Here is a 13401-nt window from a genome sequence, read left to right on the forward strand (position 1 = left end):
CGTATTATGGTTCTACTCTTCAGTCGGTGCTTTCGTTAAAGAAGCTGTAGGATTTAGCTTGTTTTTGAGCGCCTGCAGCTGCTCATCAACCTTGATTTGCTTCTCGGCGTCAGCCGCATTAAAGCTGCTTGTCGCGCCGCTGTAAGAATAAGGCGTACGAAGTACGTCCGCTTCGGCTTCCAGCTGCATGATTTTCTCTTCCATACGGTAGAAGCCGCGTGATGCAGAGCCGCTGTCGATCGTATGGTTAGATGTAAGCTGCGCCATTTGTTTTTGCGCTTTTGCCACTTGGGCACGGGAAGCCAGCTCATTGCGCTTGTTGCGCAGTTGGTAGAACTCTTCCTTCATCGTGTGCAATTGCTGCATCAGTTCCTCTGCTTGCGATTTCGATTGCGCATGCAGCTCCACATATTCCGTTACCTTTTGGTCAAAATACAGCTTTTCTTCCAGCAGCTTGCGGGCAAGCTCCTCTTGGCCGGCTCTAAGAGCCGCTTCTGCTTTCGATTCGCGGTCAGCGGCGCTGCGCACCGTTTCTTCCAGGCGCTGCTTCATCCGGCGTTCATTTGCCATTTGCTTCGCTACCGTAACCTCTGCTTGATGAATTTCGGACTCCATGTCGCGCAGGTATTGGTTCAACATAATAATCGGATCTTCAATTTTGTCCAATGCCTCATTTACCGATGCCTTCGTCATATCTTTCATGCGTTTGAAAATTCCCATATTAAAAATCTCCCTTCTCGTATTTAGCAATTTTGGCTTTCAATTCTTCTATTTCACGGCGCAGTGCTTTCTTCTCCAAATCATCCATCATGCTGTCAAACTGCGATGATGTCGGTTGCTGAGGCGCTGGTCCTTGCGTATTCCACGAGCCTGGCGCCTGCGGCGGGTTTTTGTATGGACCGCCAAACGGCGTATTGGGTTGATGGCCGTATCCTGGGTTATAGCCTACGCCGTAACCGTTACCGAAGCCGTTTGGTCCGAAATTAGAATAGATCGGCGGTTCTTTAGGTACAACCAAGCCTGCCAATAAATAAACCAGGATAACGCCGCCGCCGGTAATGACTGTTACAATAATGAGTAGAATCCGCAGCAATGTCGCATCAACGTTTAACAATTCAGCTAATCCGCCGCAAAGACCGATTATCTTCTTGTCGCGTGTAGACCGGTACATTTTTTTCAAGACGACCATCCTTCTTTCTCGAGCTTGCGTTTCAGCTGCTCAAGCTCTCGTTCTATAACGGATTGTACGGTGTTACCCGCTTCCGTTACGAATTCTTGCCCCATTCTGCGGATGTCGCGTAAGCTTTTCGCTTCATGCTCCATGCCGCTGATCCGATCCTCAAGCCTTCTGAACACCGCGCCTGACTGAATGCCCTGCTCACCGAAGCCGTTTGCGTAACGGCTGTTCATCCGTTGCTGCAGTCTCAGCGATTCCATGCGAGCCGCGTAATATTCGCGCTTGTCGTACACGGATTGGTATTCGCTCCGCATCTCGCGAAGCTGTTCTTCAAGATCCTGCGTATTTAAGCGGCTTTGCTCGAACAGCTCGCGATATTGGATCGATCGCTCCTCACAGCTTGCCTTCTCATGCAATGCGATTCTTGCCAGCTGCTCCTCGCCTGCTTTCAGAGCCGTCAACGCTTGATTTTCGCGGCGTTCCTTCTGCTCTTCGGCTTGCAGCCACTGAGCTTTCAGATGATTGCTGTGTCCCGCATATTGCTGGTACAGCTTCTCCGCTTGGATAATATCTTCTCTCGTAGACCAAAGGAATTGATCGATCATCCGAACCGGATCCTCTGACTTCTCGAGCCGTTCATTTAAAGTGGCGACCGTAATGTCGCGTACTCGTTTCATAATACTCATTCCATGTCCTCCTTAACGTTTTGCGGTGCAAAACCCATTTATACTTTTCAAGTCTGTATTTTCATTCGCAGCTTTTAGTAGGCTCTGCGTTTGTCTTTCTTGAAAAGGCTCACGCCTGCTGCGATCAATCCGATTGCCAGCAGCAGCAAAATGACGCCGCCAAGCTTGCCTAGAACCATCATACCGCCGATTACGATAAGTATGCCGCCAATCCATTTCTTGTTGTTCATCCAACCGACAACGCCGAGTCCGATTAATATGAACGGCAGCAAGAATCCGAATATAGCACCGAAATGAACACCTACAAAATTAAGTACCGCGATACTTCCGATGATGACAAGCAGTACGCCCAATGCGCTTTTTCCATTCATCTCCGCTTTCACTCCTTTCAACAATTTAATTCATTATTTTTGTTTTGTGCCTTGATTGCGTTGCTCTTGCTTATGTACTTAGTTTAGATCAATTTTCCCTTTTATAAAACGGACCTTCGGCGGTTTTGACACTGGACTTAGGTCGAGTCAGCAGCCCGCCTTGCGGTGCAAAATCCGTTTTATCCCCTACTTTGCAGCTTAGGCTGACGTTCTCTAGTTATATCTGCTTTATCCAAAAATGCCGGCAAAGCGATAATCGCACGGCCGGCACTTCTATCGCATAACAATTATTTACTAGCTAGATACCGATTGAATTGCTTTTGCTTCTCTGCAATAATCTTCTCTATGCCCGCAGCTTTCAAGCTATCCCTGTATTCGGGCAAAACTTTATCGACGTCGACCGATCCTGTTTCCATCGCGGTTTGATACTGCCTAGCAACATTAACGACGGCAGCCACCTCTGCCCTGACCTGATCTCCGTCGAATACGAAGCCAAGACCGGGAGAGATCTTTGCGTTTTGATTAAATTCCCTGAATTCATTCCACTTCTCGGGATTCTCGCTATCCCATACATAATTTAAGAACTGATTTCCGAACATCCAATTGGAGCCTGGATTATAATTCTTAGTGTACTCGGTCGGTTTGATCACAAGCTCATTAAGCTTTTCATAATGCTTTCCTTCGATGCCGTAATTAAGCAGGTTGTTCAGGTATGGGTCTGTATGGAGCAGATTGATAAACATCATCGCGCGCGCCGGATCCTGCGAGGTTGAAGAAATAGCAAGCATGGAGCCTGCGGTTTCTGATGTCGCTATCGTTTTTTCATTGAGGGGCAGCTGTGCCAGCTTGCCGATAAGACCCGTTTGAATCGCAAGCTCCTCATCCTTGCCCGGTTTTAAGGCTGATGTAATGGAAAACACATCTCCGGATTTCAGCGCATCGTTATTCATCGTCTGATTTGTAGCGGCATCCTTGTTGATGTACCCTTTCTGATAAAATTGGCGCGTTATTCGCAGCGTATTCACATAACGGTCAACCTCATAGGCCGGCAAGATTTCCGTGCTGTCCCCATCCTTCAGAATGATTCCTGGAATCGAGGTATCGCCCAGCGCATCGAAATTTCCGACATAATGTGAATTAAACGTTTCTCCCAGCTTCATATAGATAGGCGTCATGCCCGGTTTTTTGGCTAGGATGGTCTGGAACACTTCGTCTAAGTCTTCAAGCGACTTCACCTTGGACATGTCGATGCCAAGCTCATCAGCAATATCTGAACGATAGACGATGCCGCCTTGCGCAGCCAATTCCTTGTTCGTCGGAACCGCATAATTTTTTCCTTCTATTTTAGCTCCTGCAAGAAAAACAGGATCAAGCGATTGCAAAATCCCTTGTCCGTACTGCTCGAGCAGTTCATCCAGCTCTAGGAAAGCGCCTTTCGACACATTGACCGCATGCTTATTCCATTGTGCCGTAAATAAAATATCAACCTTCTCGCGCGAAGCGACCATCAGGTTGATTTTATCATCCCATGGTCCCCATTCAATCGGCATGAGATCGATTGTTGCGTTTATTTTGGTCAATAGATATTCATTCATTGCCGATTCGATCTCTGCCTCATCCTCCTGCGGAGATCCCGGGTACACAAATCTTAACGTATAGCTTTTCAATTGGTGATCATTGCTTTCTCCGTCGCTAACGGCATTCGATGATGAAGCGCTTTCATTGTTCTCAGCTTCTGGCCTGCTACTGTTCTTTAACGGGAGATTCATGCCTGTGTGATTAGAGCAAGCGCTTATTAGAAATAAGCAAGCCAGCAAAAGCATCCATGCACGCATCAACTGGCGCGTCGTTCGGGTCATTATCGAATTGCCCCCTCGTGCGGTGTTGAATTGCATTTGTTAGCTTAATTGTAAGGAATACACAAAAAATTGCAAGTATAAGAATAAGGGCTTTCATTACCCTCTTCCGCAAAATCCTTGAACTTCTACACATAAAAAATACCCGCGCCTATGAAAGACGCGGGGTTCGATATTTGGGGGATGGCTATTTATTTACTTGCTTGCCAGAAATGCATCGAATTGTTTTTGCTTCTCAGCCACAACCTTGTCTACGCCTGCATCCTTCAGCTTTTTTTCGTATTCAGCCAACGTTTTGTCTACGTCCACAGAGCCCGTTTCGAGCGCTCTTTGGTATTGGCGGATGACGTTAGCTAGTGCGCCAACCTCCGCTTTTACCGGTTCACTATCGAATACGAAGCCAAGACCCGGCGATACCTTAGCGTTTTGGTTGAATTCTTTGAATTTCGCCCATTTGTCCGGATCCTCTGTATCCCATACGTAGTTAAGGAACTGATTGCCGAACATCCATGAGGAGCCCGGGTTGTAATTGCCAGTGCTGCCGGTTGCTGTTATGATTTCGCCGTTTTTCGTATAGTGCTCGCCTTCGATACCGAAATTCAACAGATTGTTGATTTCTTTGTCCGTGTGCAGCAGATTAATCAGCATCATAGCGCGGGCAGGATCCTTGGATGTGAAGGAAATACCAAGCATGGAGCCTGCGGTTTCAGACGTGGCAACCGTTTTTTCATTCATCATAATTTGCGCGAGCTTGCCGGAGAGCCCGGATGCGCTTGCTACCTCGGCGTCCTTGCCTGGCTTCAATGCTTCCAGCGTCGAGAATACGGTTCCGGCTTTCCATGCATCTGCGGAGGATACCTGAGTCGTTGCCGCATCCGCATTAATGTATCCTTTTTTGAAGTAATCGCGGGTAATGTTCAGCAATTCCTTGTACCGCTCAATTTGCTCTATCGGCATAGCCTTAGTATCATCTTTATCCTTTAGAATGGCGCCTGGAATCGTCGAATCTCCCAAGAAATCGTAGTTCGCGAAGAAATGGGAGTTAAATGCGCCAGCTGTCGTATAAAGCGGAGTCAGATCCGGTCTTTTGGCTTTAACTACGGCATAGACGGCATCCAGATCCTGCGGCGTCTTCACATTAGTCATATCAATGCCAAGCTCATCTGTTACATCTTTGCGGTATACGATTCCTCCGGCAGCCGCGAGCTCTTTATTCGTCGGTATGCCGTAGTTTTTACCATTAATTTTCGAGCCTTCGATAAAGGCCGGGTCTAATGAATCCGTAATGCCTTTTCCATACTGCTCGAGAAGGTCTCCGAGCTCTAGGAATGCTCCTTTTGCTACGTATTTCGCATGTCCATTCCATTGCGCGGTGAAAACAATATCCACTTCTTCTTGGGAAGCAACCATTAGGTTAATCTTGTCATCCCAAGCGCCCCAATCGATCGGTCTCAGATCGATTGTTGCATTGATTTTTTCGGTAAGCAGCTTGTTTAAGGCTTCTTCTATCTTTTTCTCGTCTGTCTGCGGCGTACCTGGATATACAAGTGATATTTGATATGGCTTTAATTCTGATGCGGGCGGTTCTTCCTCCGTAGTTGCCGGTTTTTCCGTTTCAGCTGCGGGTTCCTTCGTTGGCTCTGCATTGTTTTTAGAATTGTTACCTGAGCATCCTGACACAATTAGTACGATGGTCATCATCAACAGAAGAAGCATAGATGTTTTTTGTTTAACTTGCTTCATAACGGGTGGACCTCCCTCAAAAATTAGGTTATATGCTAAACCGGAATAACCGGCTACAGCCAAACGTTAACGGCGAAATTGTAATTAACCTTTTACGGCGCCCACAGTCAGCCCTTTGACAAAATACTTTTGGAAAAAGGGATACGCGAATATGATTGGTCCGATTCCGACGACGACCATCGCCATCCGGACCGTCTCGCTCGGGAATTTGAATGTACCGCCTGCTGCTGTAATTGCCGCTGCAGCCGTACTGTTATTCGCAAGGAACTGGATGTTGAGCATCGTCTTATACATCAAATATTGAACGGTGATGTTGCCGTCCTTCGTGATGAACACGAGACTAAGGAACCAATCATTCCAATACGTCAAAGTCTGGAACAGCGCCACTGTCGCCAGTACAGGAAGCGACAAAGGCAGTACGATTTTCGCAAAAATCGTTAGCTCTCCCGCCCCGTCAATCTTCGCAGACTCCAGCACCGCGGCTGGGATTGTCGTCTGGAAAAAGGTGCGGATAATCAAGACGAAGAACGCAGCCACCAGAAGCGGCATGATGAGTGCCATCAGCGTATCCTTCAGCTCAAGCGTCTGGACATACACCAAGTACCAAGGCACGAGTCCACCCGAGAAAAGCATGGTGAAGAAAACAAAGAAGGTAAAAAATTTCGCGTGGGGAAAATCGGCTCTCGATATCGGATAAGCGTATAAGGCCATAATGACTAAACTCAGGGTCGTACCTACAATGGTTACAAAAATCGAAATGCTGTAAGAGCGGATAATTTGGGTAGCATCCTTGAACAAAAATTGATAGGCGCCCAAATCAATCTTCGAGGGAATGAACTGGTAGCCGTCACGCACGACGGCTGCCTCGTCGGTAATCGACACCATGACGATCAGCAACAGCGGTATGATGCATAATAAGGAATAAATAATAAAGAAAACATTGATGCCTAGAGAAGCCGGCACGGACAATTGGTTTTTGGGATTCGACCCGGATGCTATGGCCTCGGTTGCTTCCATAGGTTCACCTCCATAAGATTTTCATAGAAAAGCTAGACTTAGCAGGTATCTCTTAAAACAAGGCATTTTCCTTGTTAATGCGGCGCACCACCCAATTGGATAGAAAAACAAGCGTGAAGCCGACAACCGACTGCAGCAGACCCGCCGCGGATGAAAGCCCGATGTCGCCAACGGTGAGGAACGTCCGATATACGTAGGTGTCGATCACGTTCGTGACAGGGAACAGTACGCCCGATTCTCTCGGGACTTGGAAAAACAATCCGAAATCCGCATTAAAGATTTTGCCGATCTGCAGCAGCGTCATAATGGTTATGACCGGCATAATAAGCGGTATGGTGATGCTCGTCATCTGCTTCCATTTGCTGGCGCCGTCAATGGTAGCGGCCTCGTAATATTCATCATCGATACCGATGATCGCGGCCATATAAATCACGGTGAAGTAGCCCATGCTCTTCCATGTGTTAACGATAGGCAGAACGTATGGCCATACTTCCTTCGTGAAATACCACTGGACGCTTTCCAGTCCCAAAGCCGGAAGAAGAGAGCTGTTTAAGTAACCATGTTCATCGCTCATAAAGCCAAACACGAGGTAGCTGATCACGACCATAGAGAGAAAATAAGGCAGGAACATAACCGTTTGGTGCAGCTTGGCAACGAATCTGTTTTTTATTTCATTGAGCATAATGGCAAAGGCTAATGGGAATATGAGATTCAAAACGATGAACCCCGAGTTGTACAGCAAGGTGTTCCGCGTAATAATCCAAGCATCCGAAGTTTTGAACAAATACTCGAAATTACGAAGGCCGCTCCATGGGCTTCCCAAGATGCCATCCGCGTAATTGATATTTTTGAATGCGATAATGATGCCAAACATCGGTATGTAATTGTTTAGTACCAGCAATGCGATAGCAGGCAGCATCATCACGTAGAACATCCAATATTTTCGGATAATACGGATATGAGTTAACTTTTTGACCGAACTCTTTGGAATATAGGCAGCTGTTACCGCTTCTGTCGCAGGTTTCGCCATCGCCTTCCCCCTCCTCTTTCTAAAACGCTTTGTGGTTTTTCGTTGTTTTCATTGTATAAAAAAAAGACGCCGACATCTGTCGGCGCCGTGACCGCATTAACGGTCCAGTGACTTTTCAATCATACATTTTGAAATTTTTTACGATATTCCTGCGGAGTAAGTCCCGTTGTTTTTTTAAACAGCTTGGAGAAATGCGAAAAATTCCCGTAACCTACGTTTATGGCGACGTCGCTGACCCGGTGATTCGTTTTCTCGAGCTCAACGCGCGCTTTCGCTATCCTTATCCGAACCAAATAATCCGTTAAAGAATAACCGGTCTCCCTGCGGAATAGACGTGACAGGTACGCGGGATTCAGGTACACGGCTTCGGCTGCCTGCTCTCTGCTGAATTCCTCCCCGAGATGCTCTTCCATGTAGCGCTGTACTTTCTCCACAACCTGGGATACATCCTTCCCGTTCCGGTTTGCGTATTCCGTAATTTGCAGACTCAACTGCTGTGTCCATGTCCGCATCCGTGGCAGCGACTTAAGTATGTTCTCGCCTGCCTCCCACTCTCTATGCTTGAACACATCGGTCATCTGCACCGATTTTTTATTTAGCCATTGAAATAACATATTCATATACCCGTAATAAAACGAGGCCATATACGTATAGTCTACTTTTGATTCCTGCATGAGATCAAAGCACTCGTCAATGCGCTGCGAAAGCTCTGCCTGCTTGCCAGATTCCAGAAGAAGAGACCAATCTGAGAAGGGAACCGCTTGGGGAACGCTTAGCCCATGTTCCGGCATATGATCCCTTTCCCTAAGGATCGCGCAGGTATTGCTAATATTGCTGCGTTCCATTGAAAGCAGCCCCTGTACGGCGGCTCGAAGCTGCTTGACCTGCCCGGACTCTCCGATATAACAAGAGAGCGAGCAATTCAGCATTCTTTTACACTGGTCGATAAATGTTTTGCATCGCTCGGATATGAACTCCACCGTTAGTTCTTCTCTATCCTCACAGCCATAAAATAACGCATAAAGAATCCCGCTGCCGTCCTGTACGATATGACCTGGCGAATCCTGAAGCACAAGCTCCTCAGCAGCATTTTTTATGCCGTAGATCATGATTTCCTCATCCCTAGCAGACCATTCCTCGCGCCATTGTTCAATGCTGATAAGTACGACTCGAAGGGGACTGTCTGCCTGAAGCGGCAACCCATAGGTTTGCAGCGCGTCATCCAGCTGCTTTGGTGCCGCCGACAGCCGATAATGCAGCACATCCTGCCAGAAACGTTCGATTAATATGGGACGCTGCTTGTTCCACTGCTCGTAGAACAGGCTGTAGGTTCCCCGGATTTTGGCAAGCTGCTCCAAATCGCGAACTTTGGCCAGCGCTTCATGGACGCATGCCTTCAGCGCATTATGATCAATGGGCTTGAGGAGATAATCGAAGCAATCCAACTGAACCGCCTGCTGCGCATACTTAAAATCCGCATGGCCGGTTAGAAAAATCGTCACGCTGGAGGGGGAATGCTCATTTACCCATTCCAGCAAATCGATCCCGCTTAGATTCGGCATGTCAATGTCAGAGAGCAGTATATGGATCGTATGCTCGCTAAGGATAGCCTGCGCCTCCTCTGCATCATACGCCGTGTATATATTGGAGATCGGCAGCGTTGACCAGTCAATGCCTTCCACGATTCCGCGAATCGCTATTTCCTCATCATCAACGACTAATAAATTATACAACGGCTCTCGCCCCTTCCATAAGCTTAGGAAACACGATCACGACGATTGCTCCGCTTCCCTCCGTTTGATTATCAAACGTGATTGAGGTGCGATCGCCATACAGAAGCTGAAGCCTGTGAATGACATTCATAATGCCTAGACTGCTTGTTTCTCCTTCCTGCAGCGGTTCTTTGTTCTGCAGTCTCTCTAGAACCTGCGGGTTAAAGCCCGTACCATTGTCGCTGATAGACAGCGCAAAGCCATGGTCTGCATCCATTCGTGCCGTAATTTTAATCTGGAAAAGCTGACGCCTGTTTTTGAATCCGTGAATAATCGAATTTTCAACAAATGGCTGTATCGTCAAAGCTGCAATCGGATAATCCAAAAGTTCATCCATGCCTTCAAACGTGCATTGAAGCTTATCAGGAAAACGGATTTTCTGTATCGTAATATAATTTTCAATATGCTGCAGTTCTTCCTTGAGCATGATCGTATCCCGATTTGCTTTCATGATAAACCTAAAATAATCAGCAAGATGCAAAGACATCTTTTTGATCGTTTCCGTATCGCCAAGCGCTGCTAAATTATAAATAATATTCAAGCTGTTCATATAGAAATGAGGATTGATTTGGGCTTGCAGCTGCTTCAGCTCCCCTTGCTTCACGCGAAGCTGCTCCTCGTATACATCGATTTTCAAGGTTTTGATTTGCTCGGCCATGATATTAAACGTATTGCCAAGAAACTCGAATTCCAGCGATTTGTTTTTCTTCAGTCTGACATCCAGCATGCCAAGCGAAATTTTTTTCATCCCTAAAATCAGCTCATGCAGCGGTTTAAAAAGCATATTCCGCATAAAGAATAAGTAAATAAGCAATATTGCCAAAAAGCCTATCGGGGCAAATAACGTGGCGTTTCTAAAAAACAACAGGTTGCGCAGCAGCGTCTCCTCCGGAATAACGACACGGTATGCGATATTAACCATATCGCTCATTCGGTTCATTACGAGATAGCTATCGCCTGTCTTGCGGTCCGTCAACGATTCGTACGGCTCCTTTGAAATTTTATAGCTGAGCTCTAACGGAGCTATATTTTCCGTAAGTGACTGGACGAGCTGCTCACCCTCCCGCAAATAAATGCCATTATGCCCGATATCACCATCGCTCCACTGGATCGAAAGCATCGTATTGATGTCCTGAACCTTAATCATCGCTCCTACATATAAGCCATCGGAAACCTTAATGAAATTGATCAGAAAAAACTTTCCCGGCATACGTTCATCCGCCCTTACCTCCCAGGTATGCTGGTCATTCTGCAGCAGATTAACTTCCGTTGTCATCTCATCCATATGTGTCTTAATTATTTTCTTCGTATCGTTATATACGCTGTCCGTTCCGAAAATAATATCGTTTTTGTGATACAGAAAAACTGCGTCAATCAAATTATAGACGCCAACGTCACGGTTTAGCTTGGCATCAATGCGAATTTTGGTTAGCGTGTAGCCGTCACTGTCCATCGGGAAAGACATAAGCAATCCGACATCGGAATCAAGCACCGACATTTTATATAGATAATCATTGATTTGCGATAAATTATGGTCTGTTTGGCCGACGTAAATATCGAGTGTGTTCCTATAAGTCTGCGAGACCTTTTCTCGAACGATATCACGGGAATAACTATTATTGATTAACATATAAATCACAACCGGCAGCATAACTGCCATAAAACCGATAATGAGACGAGTCCTGATTGATTTACCGAACCTCACGTACCGCTTTCCCCCTAACATGTGTCGAACCATTTCTAATTCTACCATTTAAAGCGCTTTCTTGATATCCTATAAAAATATGAGATTCATCGTCTATTTTTACATTGGCTTGTAGTTTAATAGCGTAACAAGCGAAGGGAAATAAGTATAGATCCAACGCAATTGAAGAGCAGCATTTAAAAATAAACACAAAAAAACTCTTGAGATATTAATATCTCAAGAGTTTGTCATTTAAAAAGTGGTGCCGATGAGAGGACTCGAACCTCCACGGTTTCCCTCACGATTTTGAGTCGCGCGCGTCTGCCATTCCGCCACATCGGCAATTAGGTAAATATGGCGTGCCCTAAGAGATTCGAACTCCTGACCTTTTGATTCGTAGTCAAACGCTCTATCCAGCTGAGCTAAGGGCACATATTGTAATGCAAAAGAAATTGTGGAGGCGCCACCCAGACTCGAACTGGGGGTAGAGCTTTTGCAGAGCTCTGCCTTACCACTTGGCTATGGCGCCAAATTAATGGAGCGGAAGACGGGAATCGAACCCGCGACCCTCGCCTTGGCAAGGCGATGCTCTACCGCTGAGCCACTTCCGCATATAAATGGCTGGGGATTCAGGGATCGAACCTGAGAATGACGGAGTCAAAGTCCGTTGCCTTACCGCTTGGCTAATCCCCAACAAAATACAAAACACATTTTTAAAATTAATGGGGCGATCGAGGGGAATTGAACCCCCGAGTGTCGGATCCACAAACCGATGCGTTAACCACTTCGCCACGACCGCCATATTCAAATATTTAATTGGCAGGGGCAGCAGGAATTGAACCCACACCAAAGGTTTTGGAGACCTTTGTTCTACCTTTAAACTATGCCCCTAAGGTAAACTGGTGGAGGATGATGGATTCGAACCACCGAACTCAGAGAGAGCAGATTTACAGTCTGCCGTGTTTAGCCACTTCACTAATCCTCCATGTGGTGCCGTCGAGAGGACTTGAACCCCCAACCTACTGATTACAAGTCAGTTGCTCTACCAGTTGAGCTACAACGGCATATTCACTTGTCTTGCTTGTACAAACTAAATGGTGGCTCGGGACGGAATCGAACCGCCGACACGAGGATTTTCAGTCCTCTGCTCTACCGACTGAGCTACCGAGCCTGATGTTGTTTTGAATGGCGGAGCTGACGGGATTCGAACCCGCGGTCTCCTGCGTGACAGGCAGGCATGTTGGGCCACTACACCACAGCTCCACATCAAATTCTCGGAAACTTCCGAATGGTAAAGATTTTTTTGGTTGCGGGGGCAGGATTTGAACCTGCGGCCTTCGGGTTATGAGCCCGACGAGCTACCGGGCTGCTCCACCCCGCGTCGTTATTATTTAAATGGTGGAGGCTGACGGGATCGAACCGCCGACCCTCTGCTTGTAAGGCAGATGCTCTCCCAGCTGAGCTAAGCCTCCGTGTTGAGCGACCTTTATATCTTATCATAGGCGTTTCGCTCTTGTCAATAACATTTTAAGAAGTTTTTGGTGACCCGTAGGGGACTCGAACCCCTGTTACCTCCGTGAAAGGGAGGTGTCTTAACCACTTGACCAACGGGCCTTACTGGCAGAGAGGAAGGGATTCGAACCCTCGAGACCCGGTTAGAGCCTACACGATTTCCAATCGTGCTCCTTCGACCACTCGGACACCTCTCTATAATGGCTCCCCGAACAGGACTCGAACCTGTGACAACTCGATTAACAGTCGAGTGCTCTACCAACTGAGCTATCAGGGAATAAATCACTTTCAAAGCGAATTGCGCCCTGAAAACTGGATACGAAAGTTAGGTTTGCTGAAACCTTTTTAGCTGCTGTCTGCCGGATGTATGGGTCCGGGGCAAACTTAAGCGTATGCTTACGATGTAAGTTTGCTTCTCAAACTTTTTAGGATAAGCCCTCGACCGATTAGTATTCGTCAGCTGCACACATTGCTGTGCTTCCACCCCGAACCTATCAACCTCGTCGTCTTCAAGGGGTCTTACATACTGGGAAATCTCATCTTGAGGGGGGCT

General features: G+C 46.9%; 10 protein-coding genes, 16 tRNA genes and 1 rRNA gene. All 27 read right to left on the reverse strand.

The features are described from left to right. Positions 1-12: 12 nt before the first annotated feature. Positions 13-720 (reverse strand): PspA/IM30 family protein, encoded by a 708-nt coding sequence (locus MRBLPE1_RS09305; RefSeq protein WP_364144364.1) that lies wholly within the window; start codon positions 718-720, stop codon positions 13-15. Between the two features lies 1 nt (position 721). Then, positions 722-1189, reverse strand: coding sequence for a PspC domain-containing protein (locus MRBLPE1_RS09310; protein ID WP_364144365.1), 468 nt, complete (start codon positions 1187-1189; stop codon positions 722-724). Beyond that, a complete protein-coding gene (locus MRBLPE1_RS09315; protein ID WP_364144367.1) occupies positions 1177-1863 on the reverse strand; it encodes a PspA/IM30 family protein in 687 nt (228 codons plus the stop codon). The genes MRBLPE1_RS09310 and MRBLPE1_RS09315 overlap by 13 nt, the downstream gene beginning before the upstream one ends. 74 nt (positions 1864-1937) lie before the next feature. Beyond that, complete coding sequence (locus tag MRBLPE1_RS09320; protein ID WP_364144370.1) at positions 1938-2234, reverse strand: LiaF transmembrane domain-containing protein; 297 nt, start codon at positions 2232-2234, stop codon at positions 1938-1940. 287 nt (positions 2235-2521) lie between these two features. Next, positions 2522-4093 carry an ABC transporter substrate-binding protein gene (locus tag MRBLPE1_RS09325; protein WP_364144373.1) on the reverse strand — a complete coding sequence of 524 codons (1572 nt, stop codon included), beginning with the start codon at positions 4091-4093 and terminating at the stop codon, positions 2522-2524. A 192-nt stretch (positions 4094-4285) separates the two neighbouring features. After that, positions 4286-5833, reverse strand: coding sequence for an ABC transporter substrate-binding protein (locus MRBLPE1_RS09330; protein ID WP_364144376.1), 1548 nt, complete (start codon positions 5831-5833; stop codon positions 4286-4288). Positions 5834-5917: 84 nt separating this feature from the next. Beyond that, positions 5918-6850: a carbohydrate ABC transporter permease gene (locus MRBLPE1_RS09335; protein WP_364144378.1), complete on the reverse strand. Its 933-nt coding sequence runs from the start codon at positions 6848-6850 to the stop codon at positions 5918-5920. 52 nt (positions 6851-6902) lie between these two features. Beyond that, positions 6903-7880, reverse strand: a complete 978-nt coding sequence (locus tag MRBLPE1_RS09340; protein WP_364144381.1) for an ABC transporter permease — start codon at positions 7878-7880, stop codon at positions 6903-6905. 119 nt (positions 7881-7999) lie between these two features. Then, complete coding sequence (locus tag MRBLPE1_RS09345; protein ID WP_364144383.1) at positions 8000-9613, reverse strand: helix-turn-helix domain-containing protein; 1614 nt, start codon at positions 9611-9613, stop codon at positions 8000-8002. Beyond that, positions 9606-11357, reverse strand: a complete 1752-nt coding sequence (locus MRBLPE1_RS09350; RefSeq protein WP_364144386.1) for a sensor histidine kinase — start codon at positions 11355-11357, stop codon at positions 9606-9608. Before MRBLPE1_RS09350 ends, MRBLPE1_RS09345 begins: the two co-directional genes overlap by 8 nt. 239 nt (positions 11358-11596) lie before the next feature. Beyond that, positions 11597-11678, reverse strand: a tRNA-Leu gene (locus MRBLPE1_RS09355). A 13-nt stretch (positions 11679-11691) separates the two neighbouring features. After that, positions 11692-11768, reverse strand: a tRNA-Arg gene (locus tag MRBLPE1_RS09360). Positions 11769-11791: 23 nt separating this feature from the next. Continuing rightward, positions 11792-11865: transfer RNA gene (locus MRBLPE1_RS09365), tRNA-Cys, on the reverse strand. Positions 11866-11872: 7 nt separating this feature from the next. Continuing rightward, positions 11873-11947 (reverse strand) — tRNA-Gly (locus MRBLPE1_RS09370). A 7-nt stretch (positions 11948-11954) separates the two neighbouring features. Next, positions 11955-12029: transfer RNA gene (locus MRBLPE1_RS09375), tRNA-Gln, on the reverse strand. A gap of 30 nt (positions 12030-12059) precedes the next feature. Next, positions 12060-12135 (reverse strand) — tRNA-His (locus MRBLPE1_RS09380). Positions 12136-12153: 18 nt separating this feature from the next. After that, positions 12154-12227: transfer RNA gene (locus MRBLPE1_RS09385), tRNA-Trp, on the reverse strand. A 9-nt stretch (positions 12228-12236) separates the two neighbouring features. Further along, positions 12237-12321, reverse strand: a tRNA-Tyr gene (locus tag MRBLPE1_RS09390). A 3-nt stretch (positions 12322-12324) separates the two neighbouring features. After that, positions 12325-12400 (reverse strand) — tRNA-Thr (locus MRBLPE1_RS09395). 31 nt (positions 12401-12431) lie between these two features. After that, positions 12432-12507, reverse strand: a tRNA-Phe gene (locus tag MRBLPE1_RS09400). 15 nt (positions 12508-12522) lie between these two features. Further along, positions 12523-12599: transfer RNA gene (locus MRBLPE1_RS09405), tRNA-Asp, on the reverse strand. Between the two features lie 41 nt (positions 12600-12640). After that, positions 12641-12717, reverse strand: a tRNA-Met gene (locus MRBLPE1_RS09410). A gap of 15 nt (positions 12718-12732) precedes the next feature. After that, a tRNA-Val gene (locus MRBLPE1_RS09415) sits at positions 12733-12808 on the reverse strand. A gap of 67 nt (positions 12809-12875) precedes the next feature. Continuing rightward, a tRNA-Glu gene (locus MRBLPE1_RS09420) sits at positions 12876-12950 on the reverse strand. A gap of 4 nt (positions 12951-12954) precedes the next feature. Then, positions 12955-13045: transfer RNA gene (locus MRBLPE1_RS09425), tRNA-Ser, on the reverse strand. Between the two features lie 4 nt (positions 13046-13049). Further along, positions 13050-13125: transfer RNA gene (locus MRBLPE1_RS09430), tRNA-Asn, on the reverse strand. A gap of 149 nt (positions 13126-13274) precedes the next feature. Next, positions 13275-13401 (reverse strand): 23S ribosomal RNA (locus MRBLPE1_RS09435); the annotation flags it as partial.

This window comes from Paenibacillus sp. LPE1-1-1.1 (genome assembly GCF_040676435.1).
GTDB lineage: Bacteria > Bacillota > Bacilli > Paenibacillales > Paenibacillaceae > Pristimantibacillus.

Coding starts and splice junctions, on each gene's coding strand:
- MRBLPE1_RS09305 (WP_364144364.1), bottom strand. CDS start 720: ATGGGAATTTTCAAACGCATGAAAGATATGACGAAGGCATCGGTAAAT.
- MRBLPE1_RS09310 (WP_364144365.1), bottom strand. CDS start 1,189: ATGGTCGTCTTGAAAAAAATGTACCGGTCTACACGCGACAAGAAGATA.
- MRBLPE1_RS09315 (WP_364144367.1), bottom strand. CDS start 1,863: ATGAGTATTATGAAACGAGTACGCGACATTACGGTCGCCACTTTAAAT.
- MRBLPE1_RS09320 (WP_364144370.1), bottom strand. CDS start 2,234: ATGAATGGAAAAAGCGCATTGGGCGTACTGCTTGTCATCATCGGAAGT.
- MRBLPE1_RS09325 (WP_364144373.1), bottom strand. CDS start 4,093: ATGACCCGAACGACGCGCCAGTTGATGCGTGCATGGATGCTTTTGCTG.
- MRBLPE1_RS09330 (WP_364144376.1), bottom strand. CDS start 5,833: ATGAAGCAAGTTAAACAAAAAACATCTATGCTTCTTCTGTTGATGATG.
- MRBLPE1_RS09335 (WP_364144378.1), bottom strand. CDS start 6,850: ATGGAAGCAACCGAGGCCATAGCATCCGGGTCGAATCCCAAAAACCAA.
- MRBLPE1_RS09340 (WP_364144381.1), bottom strand. CDS start 7,880: ATGGCGAAACCTGCGACAGAAGCGGTAACAGCTGCCTATATTCCAAAG.